The sequence below is a fragment of the Calothrix anomala FACHB-343 genome, assembly GCF_014696435.1.
Lineage (GTDB): Bacteria > Cyanobacteriota > Cyanobacteriia > Cyanobacteriales > Nostocaceae > Aulosira > Aulosira anomala_A.
The window spans coordinates 29,566-50,455 of the sequence record NZ_JACJQG010000038.1; the positions used below are offsets into that span (position 1 = coordinate 29,566).

Sequence of the window (20,890 nt, forward strand, 5' to 3'; positions counted from 1 at the left end):
TTCAATTTCAGTAAAATTACCGATGATTTTATCTACAATATATCTTAAGCGGGCTTTAGTTGTGTGATGCTGTCAGCCGATGATTTCAAACGTCATAGATAACGCCGCCATCTGTTGAACATCAAACTGGCGAATATTTTTTTTGGTTTCACCGCGAGTCCCACTAGCAAGATCATCAAGTAAACTAGCGATCGCATCTTCTGCCTTTTGAGCTACTTCACTGGCAGTTCTTTTTTCATTTTTGTGTTCCATTATCAATGCCTGTAACGGTTTCAAGGCTTTATCAATTGGTGCTGTACTCGCCACAATCAGCACCTCTACAATCCCCAATGGTTTAGTAAAAAGTAACTGTACTCCCTTCTGAATTTGAGCCTCATTTGGGATTTGTAGTGTCTCCCCTGCTGAAACCAGTGCCGCATTTTTGCCGTCACTCAACGGAAACAAAATATCAATATCCCCATCAGGACTAAAGATTAATACTCCAATATGCAAATCGCGTTCTTCTCGATTTTTAACTGAGATTTGTACGGGTTTGTCAATCTCAATCTGAGCAATCGACTGAGTTTGAGATTTTACCGTTGGCGGAATTCTTGGAGATTGACTTTTACCCCCACGCACTGTAAATGACTCTGCTAGCAAAGATTGAGTATTAGCAGTTGTAAGACTAGCAACAACATTTAACCGAGATGAACTGGTATTGAGTGTAAGTTTGATCAATCGGGCTGCTAGCAATAACTTAAATTTTGTCTGTAGCCGATTGACTGCTGCATCAATACTTTCATCTGCTACATCAAAGGAGCCAGGAATCGGCTCCAATCCCACCGAGAATAACCCAATACTATTTACAGGTGGTAAATCTGCGATCGCTCTTTTCTCTAAATCCTGGCGGTAGGCTGGGAGCATTTTACCCAAAATGTAATGTACCTCCTGCTCTAGTAAAGGTACTACTTCAATTCGTGGGAGCGCTTGCAATGCTTGTTTTGAGGCTTCACTGTCGAGTGATTTATCTAACCCAATCTTTAATTTAAGATTACTAGGAATTACCCGGACTTGTTCTTGCAAGGCTGTTCCTGGAGCAATTTTGGCTGCGGAATTAGTTTGCAGTAAGCCAGTTGCATTCAGGCGATCGCGTGATTCAATTTTTACAGTACCTTGTGTTTGTCCGCGATCGTCCACAACAGTGAATATTGCCCCTTTACCCAAAGCTTCTATAACTTGCGGTTCTGCACCAGTCAGTAGAAGTTTGACAGCATTTCCCTTGACTTCAGTAATCACAGCCTCTGCTGCTGGTTTCTGCATTGGGGCAAAATACATTGGCTGCTGATCGTCAGTGCTATCGGACTTTACCTCAATGCCTGGCTTTTGCCCACGAGAATTTTGTCCAGTTTTCAGAAATTGCTCAGTTTTAGCAGCCGCAGCTATAACTACTTTACCCATTGCCTGATTGCTGGTTAACTGCCAAAGCTGTCGAGTTAGCGCATAAGTAAACACACCTGCATGAACATCAGGCGCAAATGTTACATCAGCCGCTTCCTGATTGCGCTGTGCCGCAAAGATAGCTGCGCCGTTGACCAGATTCTTTCTCCGTCCCTCAATCCATTTTTCTTTGGAGATGTCCAGGTCTTTGAGCCAGCGTTGCTGATAATCTAGTTCTTCTTGGCTTGATTCTAATTGCGTCGTTTGGGTATCGCCTCGCAATTCTACATGACCAGGGCGCGACCTGATAATCAAATTTCCCCGCACTCCACCGCCAGCGTAGCAACTATCGAGAATGAATGTAACGTTTTTAGTTTTGCGACCAAGCGCTGACCGGAGTAGAAAGATTGTACCTGCTGTAATATCATTAACTTCACCACCGTTGTTGGGATAGCCAGGAGGTAAATCTGCGTCAAAAGGAACTATGGTTCCGTTCAGCTTATCTGTGAATACCTGATTGGGATCAATCACATTCGAGCCATGTCCTGAGTAGTGAAAGACTACTACATCATCTGGCGACTTCACCCATTGAATTAGGTGCTGCTTAAAGTTTTCCAGAATGTTTTGACGAGTTGCTTGGCGATCCGGCAACACCAGAACATCATCTGGATGAAAACCAAAGCGATGAATTAACAGTTCTCGCTGAAGCTCCACATCAGTTACAGCCCCTTTTAACCGATACCATAATCCTCGCTTTTTAAAATCTTCGTCACTAGTTCCAGGGTATTCATTAATGCCCACCAACAGCGCCCGTTTACGGCGTGTATCCTGTGCGATAACCTTGCCGTAATTCCAAGCCGCTTGCTGTATACCCAGTTGATTGATACCCACAATTGTCAGGGATGCACCTAGCGATTGTAGAAACTGGCGACGCTTAATGGAAGACATACTTCACTCTCTCAAACCTAAATTAAGGATTAAACGGTATCTCAAAATACAGATTGCCATACTCTCAAGTCTCCCATCCTGGCAATGCATTAGGTAAAATCTTCAGTAATATCCCCAATTTTAACTGTAATGTCCTTGCACCTCAGACTAGTTAGCTGGATCGCGCCACCTCTACTGCTGGTGTTTTTTCCCTACTTGTTACCCATTCACACTTACATACTCTCTACGCCAGCACAAGCACAGACCAGCCAAAACCGTAAAGCAGAAGCAGACAAACTTTTCCAACAAGGAATTCAACAATTTAATACAAGTCAATTTGAGGCAGCTCTTCAGTCTTGGCAACAAGCGCTCAAACTGTATCAACAAATCAAAGACCGCCAAAGTGAAGGAGCCGCTCTGGGCAATCTGGGACTTGCTTACTCGTCTTTGGGCAACTATGCCAAAGCCATTGAATATCAACAGCAAGATTTAGCGATCGCCAGAGAAATCAAAGACCGCCAAAGTGAAGGAGCCGCTCTGGGCAATCTGGGACTTGCTTACTTTTCTTTGGGCAACTATGCCAAAGCCATTGAATATGGACAACAAGATTTAGCGATCGCCCGAGAAATCAAAGACCGCCAAGGTGAAGGTCAGGCTCTGGGGAATCTGGGAATTGCTTACTCTAATTTGGGCAACTATGCCAAAGCCATTGAATATGGACAACAAGATTTAGCGATCGCCCGAGAAATCAAAGACCGCCAAAGCGAGGGTATAGCTCTGGGCAATCTGGGACTTGCTTACTCTAATTTGGGCAACTATGCCAAAGCCATCGAGTATCAACAGCAATGGTTAGCGATCGCCCGAGAAATCAAAGACCGCCAAAGCGAGGGTATAGCTCTGGGCAATCTGGGACTTGCTTACTCGTCTTTGGGCAACTATGCCAAAGCCATCGAGTATCAACAGCAATGGTTAGCGATCGCCCGAGAAATCAAAGACCGCCAAAGCGAGGGAGCCGCTCTAGGGAATCTCGGAATTAATTACTCCAATTTGGGCAACTATGCTAAAGCCATTGAGTATGCAGAGCAATACTTAGCGATCACCCGAGAAATCAAAGACCGCCAAAGTGAGGGAGGCGCTCTGGGCAATCTCGGAATTGATTACTCCAATTTGGGCAACTATGCTAAAGCCATTGAGTATGCAGAGCAACACTTAGCGATCGCCCGAGAAATCAAAGACCGCCAAGGCGAGGGTAAAGCTCTGGGCAATCTGGGAAATGCTTACTACAATTTGGGCAACTATGCTAAAGCCATTGAGTATGCAGAGCAAGTATTAGCAATCGCCCGAGAAATCAAAGACCGCCAAAGCGAGGGTAAGGTTCTGGGCAATCTCGGACTTGCTTACTACGGTTTGGAAAACTATGCTCAAGCCATTGAGTATGCAGAGCAATGGTTAGCGATCGCCCGAGAAATCAAAGACCACCAAAGCGAGGGTAAGGCTCTGGGCAATCTCGGACTTGCTTACTTGTATTTGGGCAACTATGCTAAAGCCATTGAGTATGCAGAGCAATACTTAGCGATCACCCAAGAAATTAAAGACCGCCAAGGCGAGGGTAAGGCTCTGGGCAATCTCGGACTTGCTTACTTGTATTTGGGCAACTATGCTAAAGCCATTGAGTATGCAGAGCAATACTTAGCGATCACCCGAGAAATCAAAGACCGCGAAAGCGAGGGTGAGGCTCTCAATAATATTGCCTTGTCGCTAGAAAAACAGGAAGAACCAGAATTAGCTATTGTCTTCTACAAGCAATCAGTCAATGTGCGAGAGAGCATCCGTAACGACATTCGCACATTACCCCGTGAGCAACAAGAGTCCTACACCCAGACTGTAGCAGATACCTATCGCCGTTTAGCTGACTTGCTACTCTCCCAAGGACGACTACTAGAAGCTCAACAAGTCCTAGAATTATTAAAAATTCAAGAATTACGCGACTTTACCCGTAATGCTAGAGCAGGTGGTGAAACCTCTGGTATTGCCTTAGCCCGCATTGAAGAAGAAATCCTCAATAAATACGGCACTCTAATTGTCTTTGGGCAACAGGTTTACGAATGCGAGCAGAAAAAATGTAATACCCTCAGCCAACTACGAGATCAGCTCGATGTCTTGACGCAAAAATTTCAGCAAGACGCTAATGCTTTTCGTAAAACTCTGCAAGACCGACTTGCCAAAGACCCCGCACTCCTCGAACCCGAACAACTCCGCAGTACTGCTGCCAAAATTGTCACGACCCAACCAGGTACAATCCTCATTTATCCCTTGGTTTTGAAAGACAAAATTCGGATTCTTTTAGCTAGTAGAGCCGGAGAAAAGGGAGTAGTCTTCCGCAGCTTTGAAACACCTGTTGACCAACAACAACTCTGGAAAACGGTAAACCAATTTAGAACCCAACTATCCAACCGTGACGATGAGACAGCCATCAAAACCACAAGTCAACAATTATATAAATGGTTGATCCAACCCTTAGAAAAGGAAATTAAAAATTCTAATGTCCATCATTTAGTCTTTTCCCTTGACCGTTCTACTCGCTACATTCCAATGGCAGCCCTATTCGATGGGCAAAAATATTTAATTGAGCGTTATGCAGTTTCCACAGTTTTGAATGCTGGTTTAACAGATGCTAAAGACCGCCTACCAAAAAATAAGCAAGAGGTTCGTGTTTTAGCAATGGGAGTCTCGAAAGCTTTTCCAGGATTTAATGCTTTATCTTATGTCCCAGATGAATTAGCCACAATCATTCAGCAGTCTGGAAAAGCACAACAAGGGATTTTTCCAGGCTCAGAGTTTCTCAATGAAAATTTTACTTTTAATTCTTTACGCGACAATCTCACAGGTAATAAAGTTTTGCACCTAGCTACCCACGCTAAATTTGAATCTGGTCGTCCAGAAAATTCTTACCTGCTTTCTGGTAGCGGTGATAAATTAACCGTTGATAAAATTCAAACATTAGGCAACTACATGGCAGATACTCATTTAGTTGTACTTTCTGCTTGTGAAACCGCTTTGGGTGGAGTAGATGCTGATGGCTTAGAAATGTCTGGTATGAGTTTTTACTTTCTTACCAATGGCGCTAAATCTGTGATTGCCTCACTTTGGCTAGTTAACGATGCCAGCACCAGCCAACTCATGCAGCGATTTTACCAGAATCTTTCTACAGGTCAGATGACCAAAACAGAAGCTCTGCGACAAGCGCAACTGGCTATGCTCAAAAGCAACAGCCAGGGCAATAACAGCAATCGTAGTAGTGTTAATTATAAATTGGGGCAAGGTGAACAATCTATTTCCCGTAATCTTAATCATCCCTACTACTGGGCACCGTTCATCCTCATTGGCAATGGGTGGTAGAGTCAAGTTTCTTCCTCTGTGACAATTTTGCGATCGCTTTTTTGCGTAGGCTTGCAGGGTGAGAAAGAAAATTAGCGATCGCTGCTTTAATTGCTGGTCAAACCAAAGAAAATAACCTTATGGCTAGCCAATTTCAATTACTTTGGTCTTGCTGCTCCAACGCCACATTGAAAATTACTGTAAAACTAACGTTTGGAATCAGTCGGTTTAAAACTTGTAGATGAGCTTCCGCATCACTGCGACGACGAAAACGGCCTACAATCCTGTGCTGCATATCAGGAAAAAGCCGAATAATACACCAAGGATTGAGCTTTTCAGAATAAGTCATAGAATTCTCCTGGTCATATTTGTACTTTCCAAGACAAAAGCCAGCCTACTGTGATGGTGGCTGGCAGAAAATATCAGAATGATATTGAAATTGGGTTTAAGTCCTACTCACTCTTGTCCGGGAAACAAAGCTTCTGCAAAAGTTCTTCGGGAATCTCCTCAAAATGTTCAAGCAAAAAGTTCATCAGAGCAAGGTGGCGTAAATCAGTAGGCATGGGGCGGCGGTAGTTGCGTCCCCTAGAAAACCAGCGCCGAACAGTGGAAAGTGAGCGAGAGCAGATTTGAGCAATTTCTTCGTAATTTACCTGCCACTTGGAGTAAAACTGCTTGGGAGTCATCCCTAACTGACAGTAACTGTAGAGTTTAATCAAATCTTGCTCTCGTTGCTTCAATGGATGAGGATTCATAAGGTTGATTCCTCGTTAAGTGGTTCCAAATCCTCTTCCCAAGCAATATCAGCAGATGTCCAAGCAGCACTGGGACTGTCTTTGCTCAACCAAATCAGGTAACACCATGCCCAGGAGCAACGATGTGAAGCATAGCTATAAAATCGACCAATGACAATACCCCAGTCAGTATCACTTTCAGCAGAGAGCCAACGCAAGCGATCGCCATATAAAAAGCGCGGTGTCTTCGCTATATCCGGGAAATTGGCTGGAAGCTCAATGGATGCGTCTGGGAATTTTAGATTAATCAAGCCAGGGACTACATCCTGGTTAATATGTCGGATGAGATTGAGATAATCAGCAATCAATTTACCATCGATGCTACCAGTCAACTGAGAAATTAGAATTGCTGCTAACGTTTCTATTTCTTGCTGCTTGAGTTGCATCCAAGTGCTATCAAAGTCAGCATCAGAGTAGTTGCTGAGTTTTGCCAGTAATTCTGTGATACCGAAATCATCTAGAGCTTGTTGATAAGCTCTGTGTTGATCTGTTTTGTAGCTAACAGGCTTTAACATGGGAAATGTCTCCTGTGATAGGGGGCCGAAAGCCAGCGTCGTCTCTGAGAAAGTTGATGGCTGGCTTTTGACTTATAAGTAATTATACGCAATTTTAGTGTGTTTTTGTGTTAATTTATGTATTTATGTGTGTTTAATATAAAAACACACAATAGCGCTTATGATAATCACATGGGAAAAGTAACAGTGACTCTTTACATGGAAGAAGAAGACAAAGAAGCTCTGCAACAACTTGCAGATGCAGAGGAGCGTTCTTTGTCTCAAATGGCGGTGTTAATTCTGAAACGAGCGATTAGAAAAGCGCAGGATGAAGGACAAATCCTTTCAGATCGAGGGAAAGGCCAATAATGGAATCATGCAGTATATGAGGTATTGATCTATGTTCAAAGCGTGACCTTAATTTTGCCTTCTGCATCCTCATCTGTACTCTACTGGTTGAAAGAGTCCAAAGCAGTTGCGATCGCTTCCTTGACTAAAAGCAACTCTCTTGTGTTTGGGCGTAAACCTGCTCGGCGTACCAATTGCCACCTTTGGGGAACAATCTTTTCTTGGCGGAAATAATCTGCTGCCCATTGAACTCTTCTAACAGCGAATTCTTCTCGGCTTTCACTCAGTTCAGCTAGAACTTTTGCTGTTTTTGGGAGCCTTTTGAGATGTCTTTTAACCCATGCACTGGCAGGATGAGGAAGGGAGTTAGCGATCGCTGTTTTGCTAATCCAAGTGGGGCGGTTCTTATCTTGTTTCAACCGCTGTACTACCTCCTTGACAGTTTCGATTGTTTGCTCATCTCTACTATCCCAATCCACATCTGGAGTGCCATTGTTTGTTTTTGGTGATGGTAAATGCTCCTTTAACCACTCCCGGTCATAGTTATATAACTGACTATAAATTGCTGGAGCTTTACTTCGTAATCGGGTTCTTCCCATGCCTGGATTTGCTCTCATTAATTTCAACCATTTTTTTCGGGACGATTGAATAACATCTTTGTTGAGATTCAGTGCCTTTTTACGAGGCTGGAGAGAGGGGCATAATTCTGTTGCTGTAGCCTTAGTATTGGGTCGTGGGAAATTCAACTGCAATCTACTTGCTTGACGTAGAACTGTTTTAAACTCAACTCCAAGATGGTGACCCATCTGCTTGAGGGTCAAAGATGAATCTTCCCAAAGAGCTTTCAAAGATTCTTCCCATACAGAACCATAAAACTTGACCTTGGAGTATCGGAAACTATCTTCTGGCGATCTATCAGGGCCACTTCGACAATAGACAAAACCACAGATACAGCTAAAAGTTCCTACAGGTTTAAAATTCTTTTGATTATATGTAATTTGACATTCTTTAACTTGCAGTTTTTTGTAGTGTTTGCATACGGGATTCAAGCATGGCCAAGGAGCAAGACCAAATGGAGGTAGCGCTTCTTGTAGCTCAAAGAATTCTTTGGTCGTATAGCCCAAAAACTGGATAAGTAGGAGATGACGTAAGGGATGGTGAACCCTTTGTGGAAAGCGCACTAATTGGGCGAGCCAGTGATCGCGAATCTGTTCATCAAGTGGGCATTGAACCCTATCTAAAACTCCCAAAGGATAGTGATTTTTGAATGCTTTCAATAATTCCTGAATACGAATTCTGCCTGCGTAAGTTACCCACTGTGGATTTCTCATCACTAAAGATTGGTACCTCTTATGTAAGCTCTCCAAACCAATAACGATGTGGCAATGGTTTAAAAGCCAGTCTACCTCTCTAGCTATGCTCAACAGAACTTTGTGAATAGGATTCAAAGAGTCTATTCGGTAAGGCGATACTACTTGGGATGACTGTTCTGCCGAAATAAATTCATATATACGTCTACGATTGTGCGTTAATACACTACTGTTCTCTAAAAAAACTTCATGAATAGGGCAGACTTCAACACCAGGTAGTTGATGAAGACGATGCCAGTAGCATTCACCAAATTGCTTCCTATCATCTTCTATGCATAAAGGACAAAAGCGCAGATGCTCAGGCATCTCAATAATGCCAGCCACAATTCCTAGCCTTGCATGAATTTTCGAGCCATTATCCCCACCCATATCTTCCTGAATCAGATGAAGTCTTTCAGGGGGTAGAAAAGGCCTGTAAAAAGGTAATAGGGTGTGATTATCTATGAAATATTCAACTGTATAGCCTGAGTTAGGAGGTAAGCCAGCAATAAGTTTATTCAGCTTACTTGGTAAATCAAAAATTGCGATCGCGCTTTTTGTTTGAAATAGATCCACAACTATTGACTTCTGACTAGGGTACTGTAGTCTATTTTGAAATCGAGCGCAAATACTGTAGAGCAATTCATCTGGGTAAGGTTCGGGAAATAAACCAAGCATTATGTCCTCTTTTGATATCAAAATTAGGGAACAATACGTTGTGATTTCTTAACTGTGAAAGTATTTTTTAATGATTGACTCTCCTCTGTGCCACCTATCTATGGGACTGAGTAATGCTAGAGCTTCTAAAGCAGCATCAATAGCATCTTTAACCTGCGGTACCTCTTTAAAATCATAAACACAAGCTAAAATCACAAGTTGAGACCATGCAGGACTTATATTCTCTTGATGAAAACACTCAGCAGCCCATTTAACCTTGCGAACTGCAAACTCCTCACAAGTTTCAACTACCTCAGTCAAAGCTTGTTTTGTTTTCGGTAACTTATGAAGGTTGTGCTGAATCTGTCCTCTTTTATCTAAATGTTTACAAATCGCCCCTTTAGTTACTTTCTGTGGTCGTCCTGCTTGGCTTTTAATCTGCAAAGCTGATAACCTAACAGCATTTTCCAGTTCTGCATCACGATTTTCCCAGTCTACAACACGTTTTACTCCACCGCATTTAGCCAATGGAAGGTGGGCTTTCAACCATTCAGTATCGTACCTGCGGAGCCATAAATAAGTACTAGGAAATTCTTTCATAAGTTTTCTTCTTCCAAATTCTGGCTTCTCTTCTCGGATAGAAAGCCAATTTCTTCGGTAAGTTTCTAACTCGTCTGATGTTGGTACTTTTTTAGTTTTGGCTTTACGATTGATAAATTTATTCTTGCGAGTAGATTCTCCTGTTGGCCCTAAGCGAGGAAATTTTAAGTCTAGTACAGCACCATGTTTGATAATTGCTCGTTCTTCAACTCCCAACTGGCGTGTCATTTCTATCCAAGTCACTGAAGAGTCTTCCCATAAATTCTTCAAGGCCAATTCCCATACTGAACCATAAGACTTAATCCTCGTAATTTTAAATTCATCTTCTGGATATTTATCAGGGCCTCTACGGCTGTATACAAAACCACAACTACAACTGAATATACCAATTGGTCTTTGTGACTCCCAACTATTCTTAGTAATTTTGCATTCTTTGATTACCAATTGATTGTAGTGTTCGCTAACTTTATTTAGACAAGGCCAAGGCCCATCTCCAAAGGGTTTCTTAGGTATGGGTATTTGAAAGAATTGCTCGATTGTGTATCCTAAAAATTGGATTAGCAATAAGTGACGTATGGGGTGATGTGCTTGGTTTTGCTTCAAATCTTTAATTATGCAGGATAACCAATTACTATCCTTTTCTTCATCTACCTCAGCTTGTAATTCCTTCAAAAAGCTAAGTGAGTAATAATCGTTAAACGCTTTTTTGAGTTTTTTTACATGTACATGATAAGTGTTATAAGCAGCGAATTCATGTTCAGCCAGTAAAAATCCATAGCGCTCTTTCAGCAAATTAAAACCAGGATTAAAGTTCTTTTGATTTAATAACCAAACTACATCCTTAGCTATATTCAATAAATCTGTGTGGTGTGGTTGTGATAAATCTAAACAACGTGGTGGTATGGTTGTTAGATTTTCTTCTGCTGCAAATAATTTATAGCTATGAATTTGATTCCGTGCGGCTACTGTGCTATCTTCTAAAAAAACCACATGAGTAGGACAAACCTCGACACCTGATATTTGATGAAGCCGATGCCAATATGTTTCACCGAACTGCGTCCTATCTTCTTCTGCACATAAAGGACAAAATCGTAGAAAGTTTGGTGAACGAATTATACTGGGTGAGATGCCTGATGATTGATGGATTCCTCGCTGATTACTTCTTTCCATATTTTCACGGATAATCTCAACTCGCTCTGTGGGTAGAAAGGGAGAATAGAAAGGCAGTAATGTATGATTATTTATCAGTATGTCAACAGTATATAGATGTCCTTTTGGTAAAACCGAAACAAGGTGATTCAAATGCCTTGGTAAATCGATAGTTAGTTTAGCTCCCCAAGTTCCACATAATTCTTGTGTTGTTAAGCAAGTGTTTGGATATTGCGTTCTATCAGAAAAACGCGCACATATACTGTAAAGTAATTCATCAGGATATGGATCTGGAAAAAAAGCAATCATTTTTCTATCTCCTCTAGAAGATATTCAGTAGCAGAGCGGATATATCCTTTTTGCTTAAGAGCTTCATATGCAACCATACCTTTTTCTACCCCAGTAGAAATAATGTCTCTTAAGCTATTTTTATCTGAAATAGTTTTACTGATATGATATTTCTTTTTTAAACTCTTATTTTGAGCGATATTTATAGGTTCTTCAGAAATTGCCTTGACTTCTGGCTGGGAAGGATTATTTGCCATATTTTGAGTATCAGTATTGGTATCCTCACTATTTGTTATATTTTTATTAACTAGAGGTGAGGAATTGATTTTACCTACAATTTTTAAATTATTTTTCATCTCCTCTATCAAAGATAGATAATTTATTGGGTAAACATCTTCTATATTTTTCAGTGATTGAATATTACCTGTTTTTAAAGCTAACAAAATTGGTTGTGCTAAACGAAGACTATCCTGTGCAACAGACCTAATGATACTTTCAGTAATAACTTCTTTTTCTGTTGTTATTGCTCTTACTTGTGCCAGCATATAAACTTTGACAGCAAAGTCAGTGATACCTTGAGTAACTTCATACAAAGCATGACAAATTTTTGGGTTTGGCAAACATGATCTCCGAACAAATTGGTATCGCCAAAGTGATTCAACAAATAAATCCCAAACCTCATCCTCCGCCATTCTGTCCCAAACTAAATCTCCTTGACCACTACCTCTACGAGTTTGTCGAAACTCGCCACTCAAAACAGACATAGCTTTATAAGTCCCAACTAAAACCACAGGAATGCCAATTGTGTTGACAAGTTGAACAAAGAAATTGAGCATTTTTTTATAACCACCGCTTTTAGCTTCGTTAAGATGCTGAATTTCATCTATTACTAAAACTCCAATACAGTGTAGTGAAGCTATACGAGCCATAAAGGGTATTAACTCATCAACTGTGCGTTTACTTCCTCCGTAGTGTTTAGAGTAGTGTGTTCCCAGCAGGTCATCAATTGCGTGAAAAAAGTTAAGGCACAGACCTTTAATTGAGCCATCAAAAGGGCAATCAAGTTTCAGCCAAACAATTTGCATGAGAGTGAAATTTCGATTGCGATATTGGCTGTGAACAATTACTTGGGGATAGAGTGAAAGAATAGCTTCAATAGCAGTTGTTTTACCAACACCACTAATACCAATTATTGTGAAACCTGTAGCTGTTGAGCGCAGATGGTTTTTAGGCACAGCCTCAGGATTCAAATTATCTATCCGCTGTTGAAAATCTCTCCAAAAATCTGCTGTTAAAGGATTGCGTGCCTGATAGCCTGCTCGAATCATTCGTGAAAACCGCTGCTCCAAGTCTAAATGGATTGGTAATGGTTCAAAGAATTGGAGTACGTTCTGTACTAGATGTAGACGTAGGTGATTTGGTAGTAATCGCTCTTCCTCAGCATATTGAGGATAACGTGCTAGAAAGTTCATAGCTTCTTCTTCCGATAATATTGAGGGCAAAGCCTCGATAAGTGGATTGTCGCGGTAGCTGGCAATTAATGGGTCACGGTATGAAGCTGGTACGATCTGTCCCTTACCAACTAAAAGTGACGGTACGGAATTATTACTTGTCATTGTTCCAATTTTTCTCCCGAAGTTTGCGTAATTTATCAACAGGTTTTGGTGGAGCTACATAGCCTTCGTCATCCTCTTCTGGTTCAATGGCTGAAGGCATTGAAATTACTTTCCCTGATTGATCGGAAGTTTCTTTAACTCCTAGTTGCCATGCTTGTGATTCTCGTTCGTTCTCACGCTCCAACTTGCGATTGTCTCGAATGCTTTGGAGGCGTGATCGTTTACTCTGTCCAGTAAGTGCTTTCTCAGTCTGCTCTTTAGCTTCAGCAACAATTTTGTCTATTTGCGCATGGAAATTTGCTTTTGCTTGGTATTGGCGAGTTTTAGCTGATTCTTTGGCTTGTTTTTGTAGTTCAAAGTAATCAATGGCTTCATACCAGTCTCGGTGCTGAAATGTCTTCTGAGTTTCAATAAGTTGGCAAGACTCTAATTTTCTACTGTCATCAAGGCGTAAGTAGATTATTTCAAGCTTCCGAGGATCGTAGGCAATAGGAATTTTCCACCTGCCATTGACTCTAGCTTTGACAAACCACTGTTCCCGTAGAGCTAATTCGCATGTGTAGTATAGGCCTTTATAGTAGATACCTTGATGAGTCACAGAAGCCTCATCTGTTGGTAGCAGATTTAAGCGCACAATATCAGGTGCTATTTGGCGCAGATGACCACTCCGATTTTGGACTCCCCAGTACCAGAGGTCGATTGGGTATGGGTCAACATATTCTTGGATCATGAAATCGTCCATTCGATACCAGTCCATCCGGGTGTCTGTATTATGCTCAAGAATGCAAGTGATTATCAGTTGCCGAAACTGCCGAAGGTCTAAACTTGCTTCCAGCCGATAGTCACGGTCACCTCTTTCTCTTTTTCGATAGACTGCTCCAGGCATCCAACGAATCATCTTGTCATTACTGAGACGGAAATTTCTCTCCACAATGCCTTTCCAGTCGGCTCTGTATGGAGGTGTATTAGATACCCTTATGTTGAGAGCGTTTACCAGATTATCAGCGTTGTAACCTTCGAGTTCACCTCTATCCGCGAGGATGGCTTCAGGAAGGTGATGACTAGGCCAATCACTTTCATTAATGTCAATGTCATACTCTTTGCAAAAAGCTACCTTATCAGTAGCAACATTTTCGAGAGCTAACATAGCACCTAACCAACTCGGGCCTTCTAGGCTTACGCTAAATCCTACTATGAGTCGGCTAAAAGTATCGATGACAAAGTAAATGACAGGACGACCAATAATACGGTTTCTGTCTAAGGAACTAACTAAGTAAATGTCGCCGATAGTAGCATCAATTTGATAGACTGACCCTGGCCCATAGGCCATCTGTGTTGAATCTCCAAGTACAGATCTGTGGCGTAAATTGAATCGACGCTTACCTTCACGCGAAATTTTTTCTTGAGTTATGTCTCTTTCTTTTTCATACCAATATCGGAACTGAGCAAATGTGGGAAGCTGAGTAGCCGGCGGTAGCATGGGAACTAATACCCCATTCCGCATTTCATAGCCTTGATGAAAAAACTTTTCCAATGTCAGTTGAAATGCATCTTTTAAAGTTCTTCCTTGACGATTTTCATAAAATGCTTTAATACCGCGATGAAAGCATTTCTTCATTTCATCGTCAACGTTGACTCCAATGGGCATCTCCATTGCTTTTGACAGCTTACTTGGACGACCACGCTTACAATTAGAAGGCTTCCTTTCTTTACCCTTTGCACCACATCTATCAAAGACAGGAAGAAGGGCATTTTTCATTTGTCCTCCTTGCCAGTAACGACGCAAATAATTGTAAATAGTCTTTTTTATGCAACCTGTGCGTTCGGCTGTAGCTTCTACAAGCGGGCCACGATCGCGGGGATTAAACATTAGCTCAGTATTTCTCTCAACAAGTGGGCCAATGACTTCCCATGCCCGATCCCTACGATTGAGGTGATTCTGTGAAATTGAATTTTCCGGACGAAGCAACCCAGCGTATGGATCAACTTCAAGGATGCGAATTTCTCTAGAAGCGATCGCTGTTTCTAATTCCTTAGATTTTTGCCATTTTGGAAGAGCTTTTGAGTTATTAATCTCAATGGTCACCACATCTGTACCAGACGGATCAATCCAAAGTACGCGCTCGATATAAATTTCACTATCGGTATTTTGCCACTCCAGCAGCATATTTACAAAAAGACTCATCCTACACTCCATAATCCCTGTGACTGCACCAGTGGGTTGGCTAGAAGAACTAGAGGCTGACTAGGTTTAATTGGTTGATTCATGTCAACCACCCACTGCCGATTGGCAATAAGATGACGAGCAACAGAAAGCCCCATACCTGGCTCTAGACCCAGTTTGTCATCACAATTAGCAGCTATTTTTGCTAGTGACTCTTTACCTTCTGCTACTCCCAGTGTTAAGGCTGTTGCAATTCGACGAATATCAGATTCTGACAGGGGTGACAGGTCTTCAAGGTTGAGGAAAGGGTGTAGCCAATGAACATTTCTGGCGAATGTTTCAGGAATTTCATTTTCAGTGACAATTCCCCAATTAATCTCTCTGGAATGCCAGTATTGACGCTCAATTTCTAACTTTTGGATTGTGCGTTCTGATTGCAAATCTTTTGCAGACCTAAGCGTGCGGATTTGTTCGGTAACTCCAATATTTTGGCGGACAGTGATACAGAAGTCCGCGACCATCACTAAGGGTTCTTGAGTTTTTGGATCTTTGGGATGAGGTATACCGCTCTGTTCTGCGATCGCTAGTGTTTCTTCTAGAGGTAGTAGAGGATACTGCTCTCGAATATCACAAACAATAGACGACCAATCCAGTAGATAAAAATAGTTCAGTTCAAAATTGCTGTGTAAGTGATGAACTCGATTGGTTTTCCAACCTTTGATTCTGCTAGCAAGACCTTGAGATGCTACATCTTGAATCAAAAGCCAGGGTTGGTACTCAGAACCTCTACCCTGCCCACGACCTTCTTTAAGATATCTATCAATAACTATCTGATTTGCTGTTCTTTTGCGTTTAGCCATTCCCGCCTCCCAATTCAATTACTAGGGTTATTCTTCAGACTGGTTTTTACACACATGTTGCGGTTGCAGTGCTACCCACAGCGTCAACTGCATTTTGCCTATGCTACAAGTTCTGAAGTGGAAGGCTACTCAATGGCTTTCTTCAAACAGATGCTAAAAATTTTTTAATTTTGTTGAGTTGCTCTTCATTCAAAACTTGTTTGAATTTTTCCGCCACCATCTCCTTTTGTTCTGGCAAGGCGGTCATAAGTAATGCTACAAGTTCGATGAAATCCTCCTGTTTAAAGGTTTTTTTCAGCTTAGTTGCTGCCCGATGAGGATCTACAAAAACTGTTACTTGCTTAGTTCTCAATCCAGCTTGAACCATAGCAGCATTGACAGTTAACTCACCAGCCAGAACTTTAGCGTGTAACTCTGGATTTTTCCTACGCAACTGGCGTAGTCCAGCTTGCTTGCTAGTACCAGAAGGTCTCTCTGGTTGTTCGTAACTGTGTATATCATCAACATTTTTTTGGTAATTGTCAATCCTTGGATTTTTTTCTGGTGCTCCAGGTTCTCTCTGGACAGCTCGATCAAGGAGATCCAGAAGCAATGGGTCATGATCAGACAATCGCCAAAGTGTATCAAAATCTGTCCCTAGTCCTGCGGGTGGAGGAGTTTGGATAAAATCTACAAAAGACTCAAATCTCACAACTTCCCCAGTTTCTGGGATAATTCGTTCTTGCCATAACTCTTCTTCCAGGACTTGGTGAAGCAGTTGCGGCACGTTACTCAGTTCTATAACTCCTTCCATCAGCGCTGAGTGAAGTAAGGTAACAATTTGATTTGTATCTAATGGGTTTCCGTTGGACATGTCAATTTCTGCTATTTTTTGAAGACTCTATTCATCTTCGCAATAGCTAAAAATTTAAGCTCACTTAGTCCTTTCTCAATTGCTACCTAAATCACATTTGACTGCTGATATCAAAAATATTCAATTTTGCATAACTAGAGGCAAAGGTTGGGGTGATGACTCAGTATGGCAAAATCATAAGGTAGTTTCTGGAGTGCCAGATTTGATAGTACTACCGTTAGTGGGAATGAAGAGAAGTGCTGTAAAGATTAAAGCACACCAATAGCATTAAATTTGTCCAGCTTTAATTTTGCCCACTGATCATTAGGCACAACCTTTGCATATGCACGTAAAAAAGCAATTGCTTTCCCTGCATCTCTCATTTGCTCGAAAACCATAACAAGACGCTTAAGGATGGCGGGATGGTTTGGGTGCTGGCGGTTCAACAATAACAAAATCTTTGCAGCATCCTCGTACCTTGCCAGTAAACCTAGCAGTGAAGCTTTCTTCAGTAGTAAATCTGGCAAATCGCCTTCAATTACTAAACACTTTTCTACCATTCCAAAAGCTTGAGGAATCTGCCGAGTTTGTATATAGGCAGTTAAGGTGATACGACAAAGGTCGCGGCCTACAGGAGACTCAACATTTAAAAAATATGGATGTGCTTCAATATCTCTTAAGCAGTCAAAAAACCTTCCGTCTCTGTATGCTGCGGTGATCATTAGTAAGAAAGCATGGGGGTCAGAGCTACTTGCAAACTCTGAGTGCGCCACATTTTTTGCTTGAGAGTACGCTCCAGCTTCTAACAAGCGCAAAGCCTGAGTTGACCAATCTTCTGAAGGCTGTTGCCGAGGTGGCAAGATACGAATTGGTTGGTAATCGATTTGGGCACGCGCAACCCGTTTAAATGCGATCGCCATTTCTGAGAGTGATTCCCAGCGTTCTACTGGCTCAAGGGCAAGGCAACGCAAAATAAAATGCTCTAAAGCAGGCGAAACTGAGGAGTTAATCTCACGAGGACGAGGAAAAGGTGTATGCCGAGCAACTTGGCTAAGAGTATCGTGAGGCAATCGGGCTGTTACTAGATGGTAAATTAAAACACCTAAGCTGTAGATGTCTGCTTTAAACAGAGATTCAGCACTACGTCCTTTGACACTTGAGCCAACTATTTCAGGTGCTGAGTAAAGAATTGTTCCACCATTTTCGCGGGTTCTAGCATATATATCATCAGGTAACACACTGCATCCAAAATCAGTCAATTTGACCTGATCTCCAGAGACAAGAATATTTTGGGGTTTAATATCCCCGTGGGACATTCCCAGTCGGTGGAGATGTTCTATTCCAGCTAAAACTTGTTGGTAAATATCGAGAATTCGCTTGTAACTAGCAACAAATCCTTGCTCTCCCTTATCCAGTAACTGAGATAAGGTCAGGCTAGGGAAATATTCCATTTCAATGACGTACCATTCACGCTCAGGAGGTACTCGTCCCATCCAAAAGACTTGAATAACGTTGGGATGAAGTTCTGCTCCCACCAAGGCTGAACCCTCGGCAAGTTCTTCATTGGTTGCACTTTGCTCTTTTGGTATTTTTACCGCCACAATTTGATTATCTTCTAGGCGTTGCGATCGCCAAACCCAACCATAAGAACCATCGCCTAAACATTCGAGCAGTTCATAGCGATCGCCTAACCGCCGATCTGGGCGTGGAATAAAAAATTTAGATTTGCGACTCATCAGTTTTCTCGCAGAATAATGTCCGATAGGTACAATAGATTTTTGCTGTTTTCTCTCATGACGAATTCAAGCAGTACAAACTGACCCTTATTGGCTCCTCTGACTCTTTCTTTTGCTTGAGTTTCAAATCCTTCTTTAATAATTTTCAGCAAATTTGTGTGATTGGGGGATGAAACAGTTGTTTTTCTCCAGTAAGCCAACAATAAGAGTTCTGCTGTCTCGCTCCAACGGTGCTGTGCCAGCAGTAGGTTTTTCGCTTTATCCTCTAATTTCCACTGTTCGTTCTTGTTGCTGTAACGCTCAAATTCAGCAATTAAAAAAGGTGAATGACTAATTTTGTCGAACCAAACCGCATCTGAACGCACATCATCCCCAATATGAGCGTAATTGCCTTGTTTAAAAGCTGGAACCTCTGCAACTCCCACATAGCCTAGACGATTGCCCAGTAAGGCTAAAAAGGTTGTTCCTAGGCTGTGAATTGATAAACCAAAATCTGGAAATCCCCAGTTATTAGTCCAGATTGGTAGCAGTTCTTGAGCCGTTGTCAAATTTTGCAGTTCTGTCATGGTGTGTTCAAGGGAATTAGCCATTAAATCTTCCCCAGAGATTTAAAACTTCTGGTGATTGCCCACCATGAACAAGTGCCTTAGTACCAATTTTGACTAATAGTGGTGCAGGAATTGAGCGTCCGCAAATCAATGCTTCCCCAGTAGAAAGGCTGGGTAATTCCTCAATGTCAGCTTTGCTCACCATATCCGAAGTTTTAGTAATAAACCTCTGGTCATCTGGGTTTTTCAAGCGCATCGCAATTAAAGTATTGCATTGGGACGTAACATCAGAATCTAGTTTTGAAGGACGCTGGCTAACAATGGCAAACCCCACCCCAAATTTGCGTCCCTCACTGGCAATTTTCTTAATAATGCGGTGGCTTACTGCTGCTTCTCCTGCGGGTGCAAAGTTGTGTCCTTCTTCGTAAACTAAAAAACAAGGACGAATGCGGTCTGTTTTACTTGCAGCAGCGCGGAGAATTTCACTAGAAATTAAGGCTGTAATAATTTGTTTTGCTGTATCGCTTAAACCTTGTAAGTCAATTACTACAAGTCTGCCGCGTTTATCACTGGGTCGTCCTACCATATCATATATATCTGTAGGTCGTGCTAGGGCTGCGGAGTAAAAACTTTGGGCTTCATTCAAGACCCGTGATAGCTTCATAGAAGCAACTGCTGCACTACGACTATTAAGGGCGGTAGCCTCAGCAGAACTTAGTTCTTCCCACTCACGTAACTTTTCTATGCCATCTCCCAGGTAGTACCGTAAAGAGTTAATATCTCTAGGTTCGGTAGTTTCCTGAATTTTCCAGTAACGAATAGCTACATCAAGAACACGCTGTTGTGGCTCTGTTAAACCAGGAAGAATTTCGGTCACATCATCCATTTCAAAGCGGTCAAATTGCAGAGCTAGTTCTTTATTTTTCCCTGCATATTTTTCCCGAAATGAAGGATTTTGGGGCGTGTAAACTACTATTCCCGCACCAGCTTCAATTAATCGCTTAAAGTTTTCTTGGATTTCGGGAATAGTTTTGCGATCGCGGGGGTCATCAAGATTGTTAAAGTCAAGGTTGAATTGCAAATTGCCACCTTGCAAAGCACGGCCATATTCGCCGTGAGGGTCAAATACAACAACTGTGCCATTATTAAGGGTGACAATACGCTCAATAATCCGGCCGACCGTGTAAGATTTACCAGAACCTGTCATAGCTAAGACTGCCAGATGTTCTGTAACCAGGCGGTTAACGTCTAAATATACAGGAACAATATTCTCGCCAGATTCATAACCTACTAAGTTGCCTATATGTAAACTGGTTTGTTCATCAAATTCGTAGAATGAGCTAAGAAATTGATAGTCTACAGTTTCCACTTTTGCACCAGGGTCAAGCGCACGGCGAGGGATTTTGATTTGACCAGTGTATGAGTCTTTGTAACCAACAAGTTCTAGTTTGGCAGCTACTCGTTCTCCTGTAATTTGTGCGCCAGGTAGTAGCTCTAAATCTGTGAGCGATTGCCCCATCTCTGAGTTATAGAGAACATTGGTGCGGATAATACTATTAATTCTCCCTAAAACATTAATTTCTGGCTCCTCTTGGCATTCTTGGTGACGGATGCGAACAAATTCGCCGCGTCTACCAGCAAAGGATGAGGAAAGAATCATTGTTAGGTTGTTGGGATCACCAGTGTTACCTACTAATTTCCCTAGAATTTGATGTTTCATTGCTATTTGTGCAG

The 20,890-nt window shown here is 41.9% G+C and carries 15 protein-coding genes; 2 read left to right on the forward strand and 13 right to left on the reverse strand.

What is annotated here, in order from left to right:
* Positions 1 to 72: 72 nt before the first annotated feature.
* A complete protein-coding gene (locus H6G08_RS21080; RefSeq protein WP_190546434.1) occupies positions 73 to 2,364 on the reverse strand; it encodes a caspase family protein in 2,292 nt (763 codons plus the stop codon).
* Positions 2,365 to 2,493: 129 nt separating this feature from the next.
* Here H6G08_RS21080 and H6G08_RS21085 point away from each other — a divergent pair, with 129 nt between their 5' ends.
* Positions 2,494 to 5,742 (forward strand): CHAT domain-containing protein, encoded by a 3,249-nt coding sequence (locus H6G08_RS21085; protein WP_190546436.1) that lies wholly within the window; start codon positions 2,494 to 2,496, stop codon positions 5,740 to 5,742.
* A gap of 133 nt (positions 5,743 to 5,875) precedes the next feature.
* Here H6G08_RS21085 and H6G08_RS21090 read toward each other — a convergent pair whose 3' ends face one another.
* The 3 genes from H6G08_RS21090 to H6G08_RS21100 form a co-directional block, all read right to left on the reverse strand.
* The gene (locus H6G08_RS21090; RefSeq protein ID WP_190546439.1) at positions 5,876 to 6,070 is read right to left on the reverse strand and encodes a hypothetical protein; all 195 of its coding nucleotides are present in this window, start codon (positions 6,068 to 6,070) and stop codon (positions 5,876 to 5,878) included.
* A 103-nt stretch (positions 6,071 to 6,173) separates the two neighbouring features.
* Positions 6,174 to 6,476 carry an RNA polymerase sigma factor gene (locus tag H6G08_RS21095; protein ID WP_190546441.1) on the reverse strand — a complete coding sequence of 101 codons (303 nt, stop codon included), beginning with the start codon at positions 6,474 to 6,476 and terminating at the stop codon, positions 6,174 to 6,176.
* Positions 6,473 to 7,030, reverse strand: coding sequence for a hypothetical protein (locus H6G08_RS21100; protein ID WP_190546442.1), 558 nt, complete (start codon positions 7,028 to 7,030; stop codon positions 6,473 to 6,475). Before H6G08_RS21100 ends, H6G08_RS21095 begins: the two co-directional genes overlap by 4 nt.
* Positions 7,031 to 7,216: 186 nt before the next feature.
* Between H6G08_RS21100 and H6G08_RS37605 the strand changes: the two genes are divergently transcribed.
* Positions 7,217 to 7,378: a ribbon-helix-helix domain-containing protein gene (locus H6G08_RS37605; protein ID WP_313942301.1), complete on the forward strand. Its 162-nt coding sequence runs from the start codon at positions 7,217 to 7,219 to the stop codon at positions 7,376 to 7,378.
* Between the two features lie 80 nt (positions 7,379 to 7,458).
* Here the strand turns inward: H6G08_RS37605 and H6G08_RS21110 are convergent, their stop codons facing one another.
* The 9 genes from H6G08_RS21110 to H6G08_RS21150 form a co-directional block, all read right to left on the reverse strand.
* Positions 7,459 to 9,384 (reverse strand): TnsD family Tn7-like transposition protein, encoded by a 1,926-nt coding sequence (locus H6G08_RS21110; protein ID WP_190546446.1) that lies wholly within the window; start codon positions 9,382 to 9,384, stop codon positions 7,459 to 7,461.
* Between the two features lie 48 nt (positions 9,385 to 9,432).
* A complete protein-coding gene (locus H6G08_RS21115; protein WP_190546448.1) occupies positions 9,433 to 11,421 on the reverse strand; it encodes a TnsD family Tn7-like transposition protein in 1,989 nt (662 codons plus the stop codon).
* The gene (locus tag H6G08_RS21120; RefSeq protein WP_190546450.1) at positions 11,418 to 13,016 is read right to left on the reverse strand and encodes an ATP-binding protein; all 1,599 of its coding nucleotides are present in this window, start codon (positions 13,014 to 13,016) and stop codon (positions 11,418 to 11,420) included. Before H6G08_RS21120 ends, H6G08_RS21115 begins: the two co-directional genes overlap by 4 nt.
* Positions 13,006 to 15,213, reverse strand: coding sequence for a TnsB C-terminal domain-containing protein (locus tag H6G08_RS38540; RefSeq protein ID WP_521166020.1), 2,208 nt, complete (start codon positions 15,211 to 15,213; stop codon positions 13,006 to 13,008). Before H6G08_RS38540 ends, H6G08_RS21120 begins: the two co-directional genes overlap by 11 nt.
* A complete protein-coding gene (locus H6G08_RS21130) occupies positions 15,198 to 16,040 on the reverse strand; it encodes a TnsA endonuclease C-terminal domain-containing protein (RefSeq protein ID WP_190546455.1) in 843 nt (280 codons plus the stop codon). Before H6G08_RS21130 ends, H6G08_RS38540 begins: the two co-directional genes overlap by 16 nt.
* 142 nt (positions 16,041 to 16,182) lie before the next feature.
* Positions 16,183 to 16,893 (reverse strand): hypothetical protein, encoded by a 711-nt coding sequence (locus tag H6G08_RS21135; protein WP_190546457.1) that lies wholly within the window; start codon positions 16,891 to 16,893, stop codon positions 16,183 to 16,185.
* A 248-nt stretch (positions 16,894 to 17,141) separates the two neighbouring features.
* Positions 17,142 to 18,608 carry a serine/threonine-protein kinase gene (locus H6G08_RS21140; protein ID WP_190546459.1) on the reverse strand — a complete coding sequence of 489 codons (1,467 nt, stop codon included), beginning with the start codon at positions 18,606 to 18,608 and terminating at the stop codon, positions 17,142 to 17,144.
* Positions 18,608 to 19,198, reverse strand: a complete 591-nt coding sequence (locus H6G08_RS21145) for a hypothetical protein (RefSeq protein ID WP_199322679.1) — start codon at positions 19,196 to 19,198, stop codon at positions 18,608 to 18,610. Before H6G08_RS21145 ends, H6G08_RS21140 begins: the two co-directional genes overlap by 1 nt.
* A complete protein-coding gene (locus tag H6G08_RS21150; RefSeq protein ID WP_190546461.1) occupies positions 19,191 to 20,876 on the reverse strand; it encodes an ATP-binding protein in 1,686 nt (561 codons plus the stop codon). Before H6G08_RS21150 ends, H6G08_RS21145 begins: the two co-directional genes overlap by 8 nt.
* Positions 20,877 to 20,890: the final 14 nt, after the last annotated feature.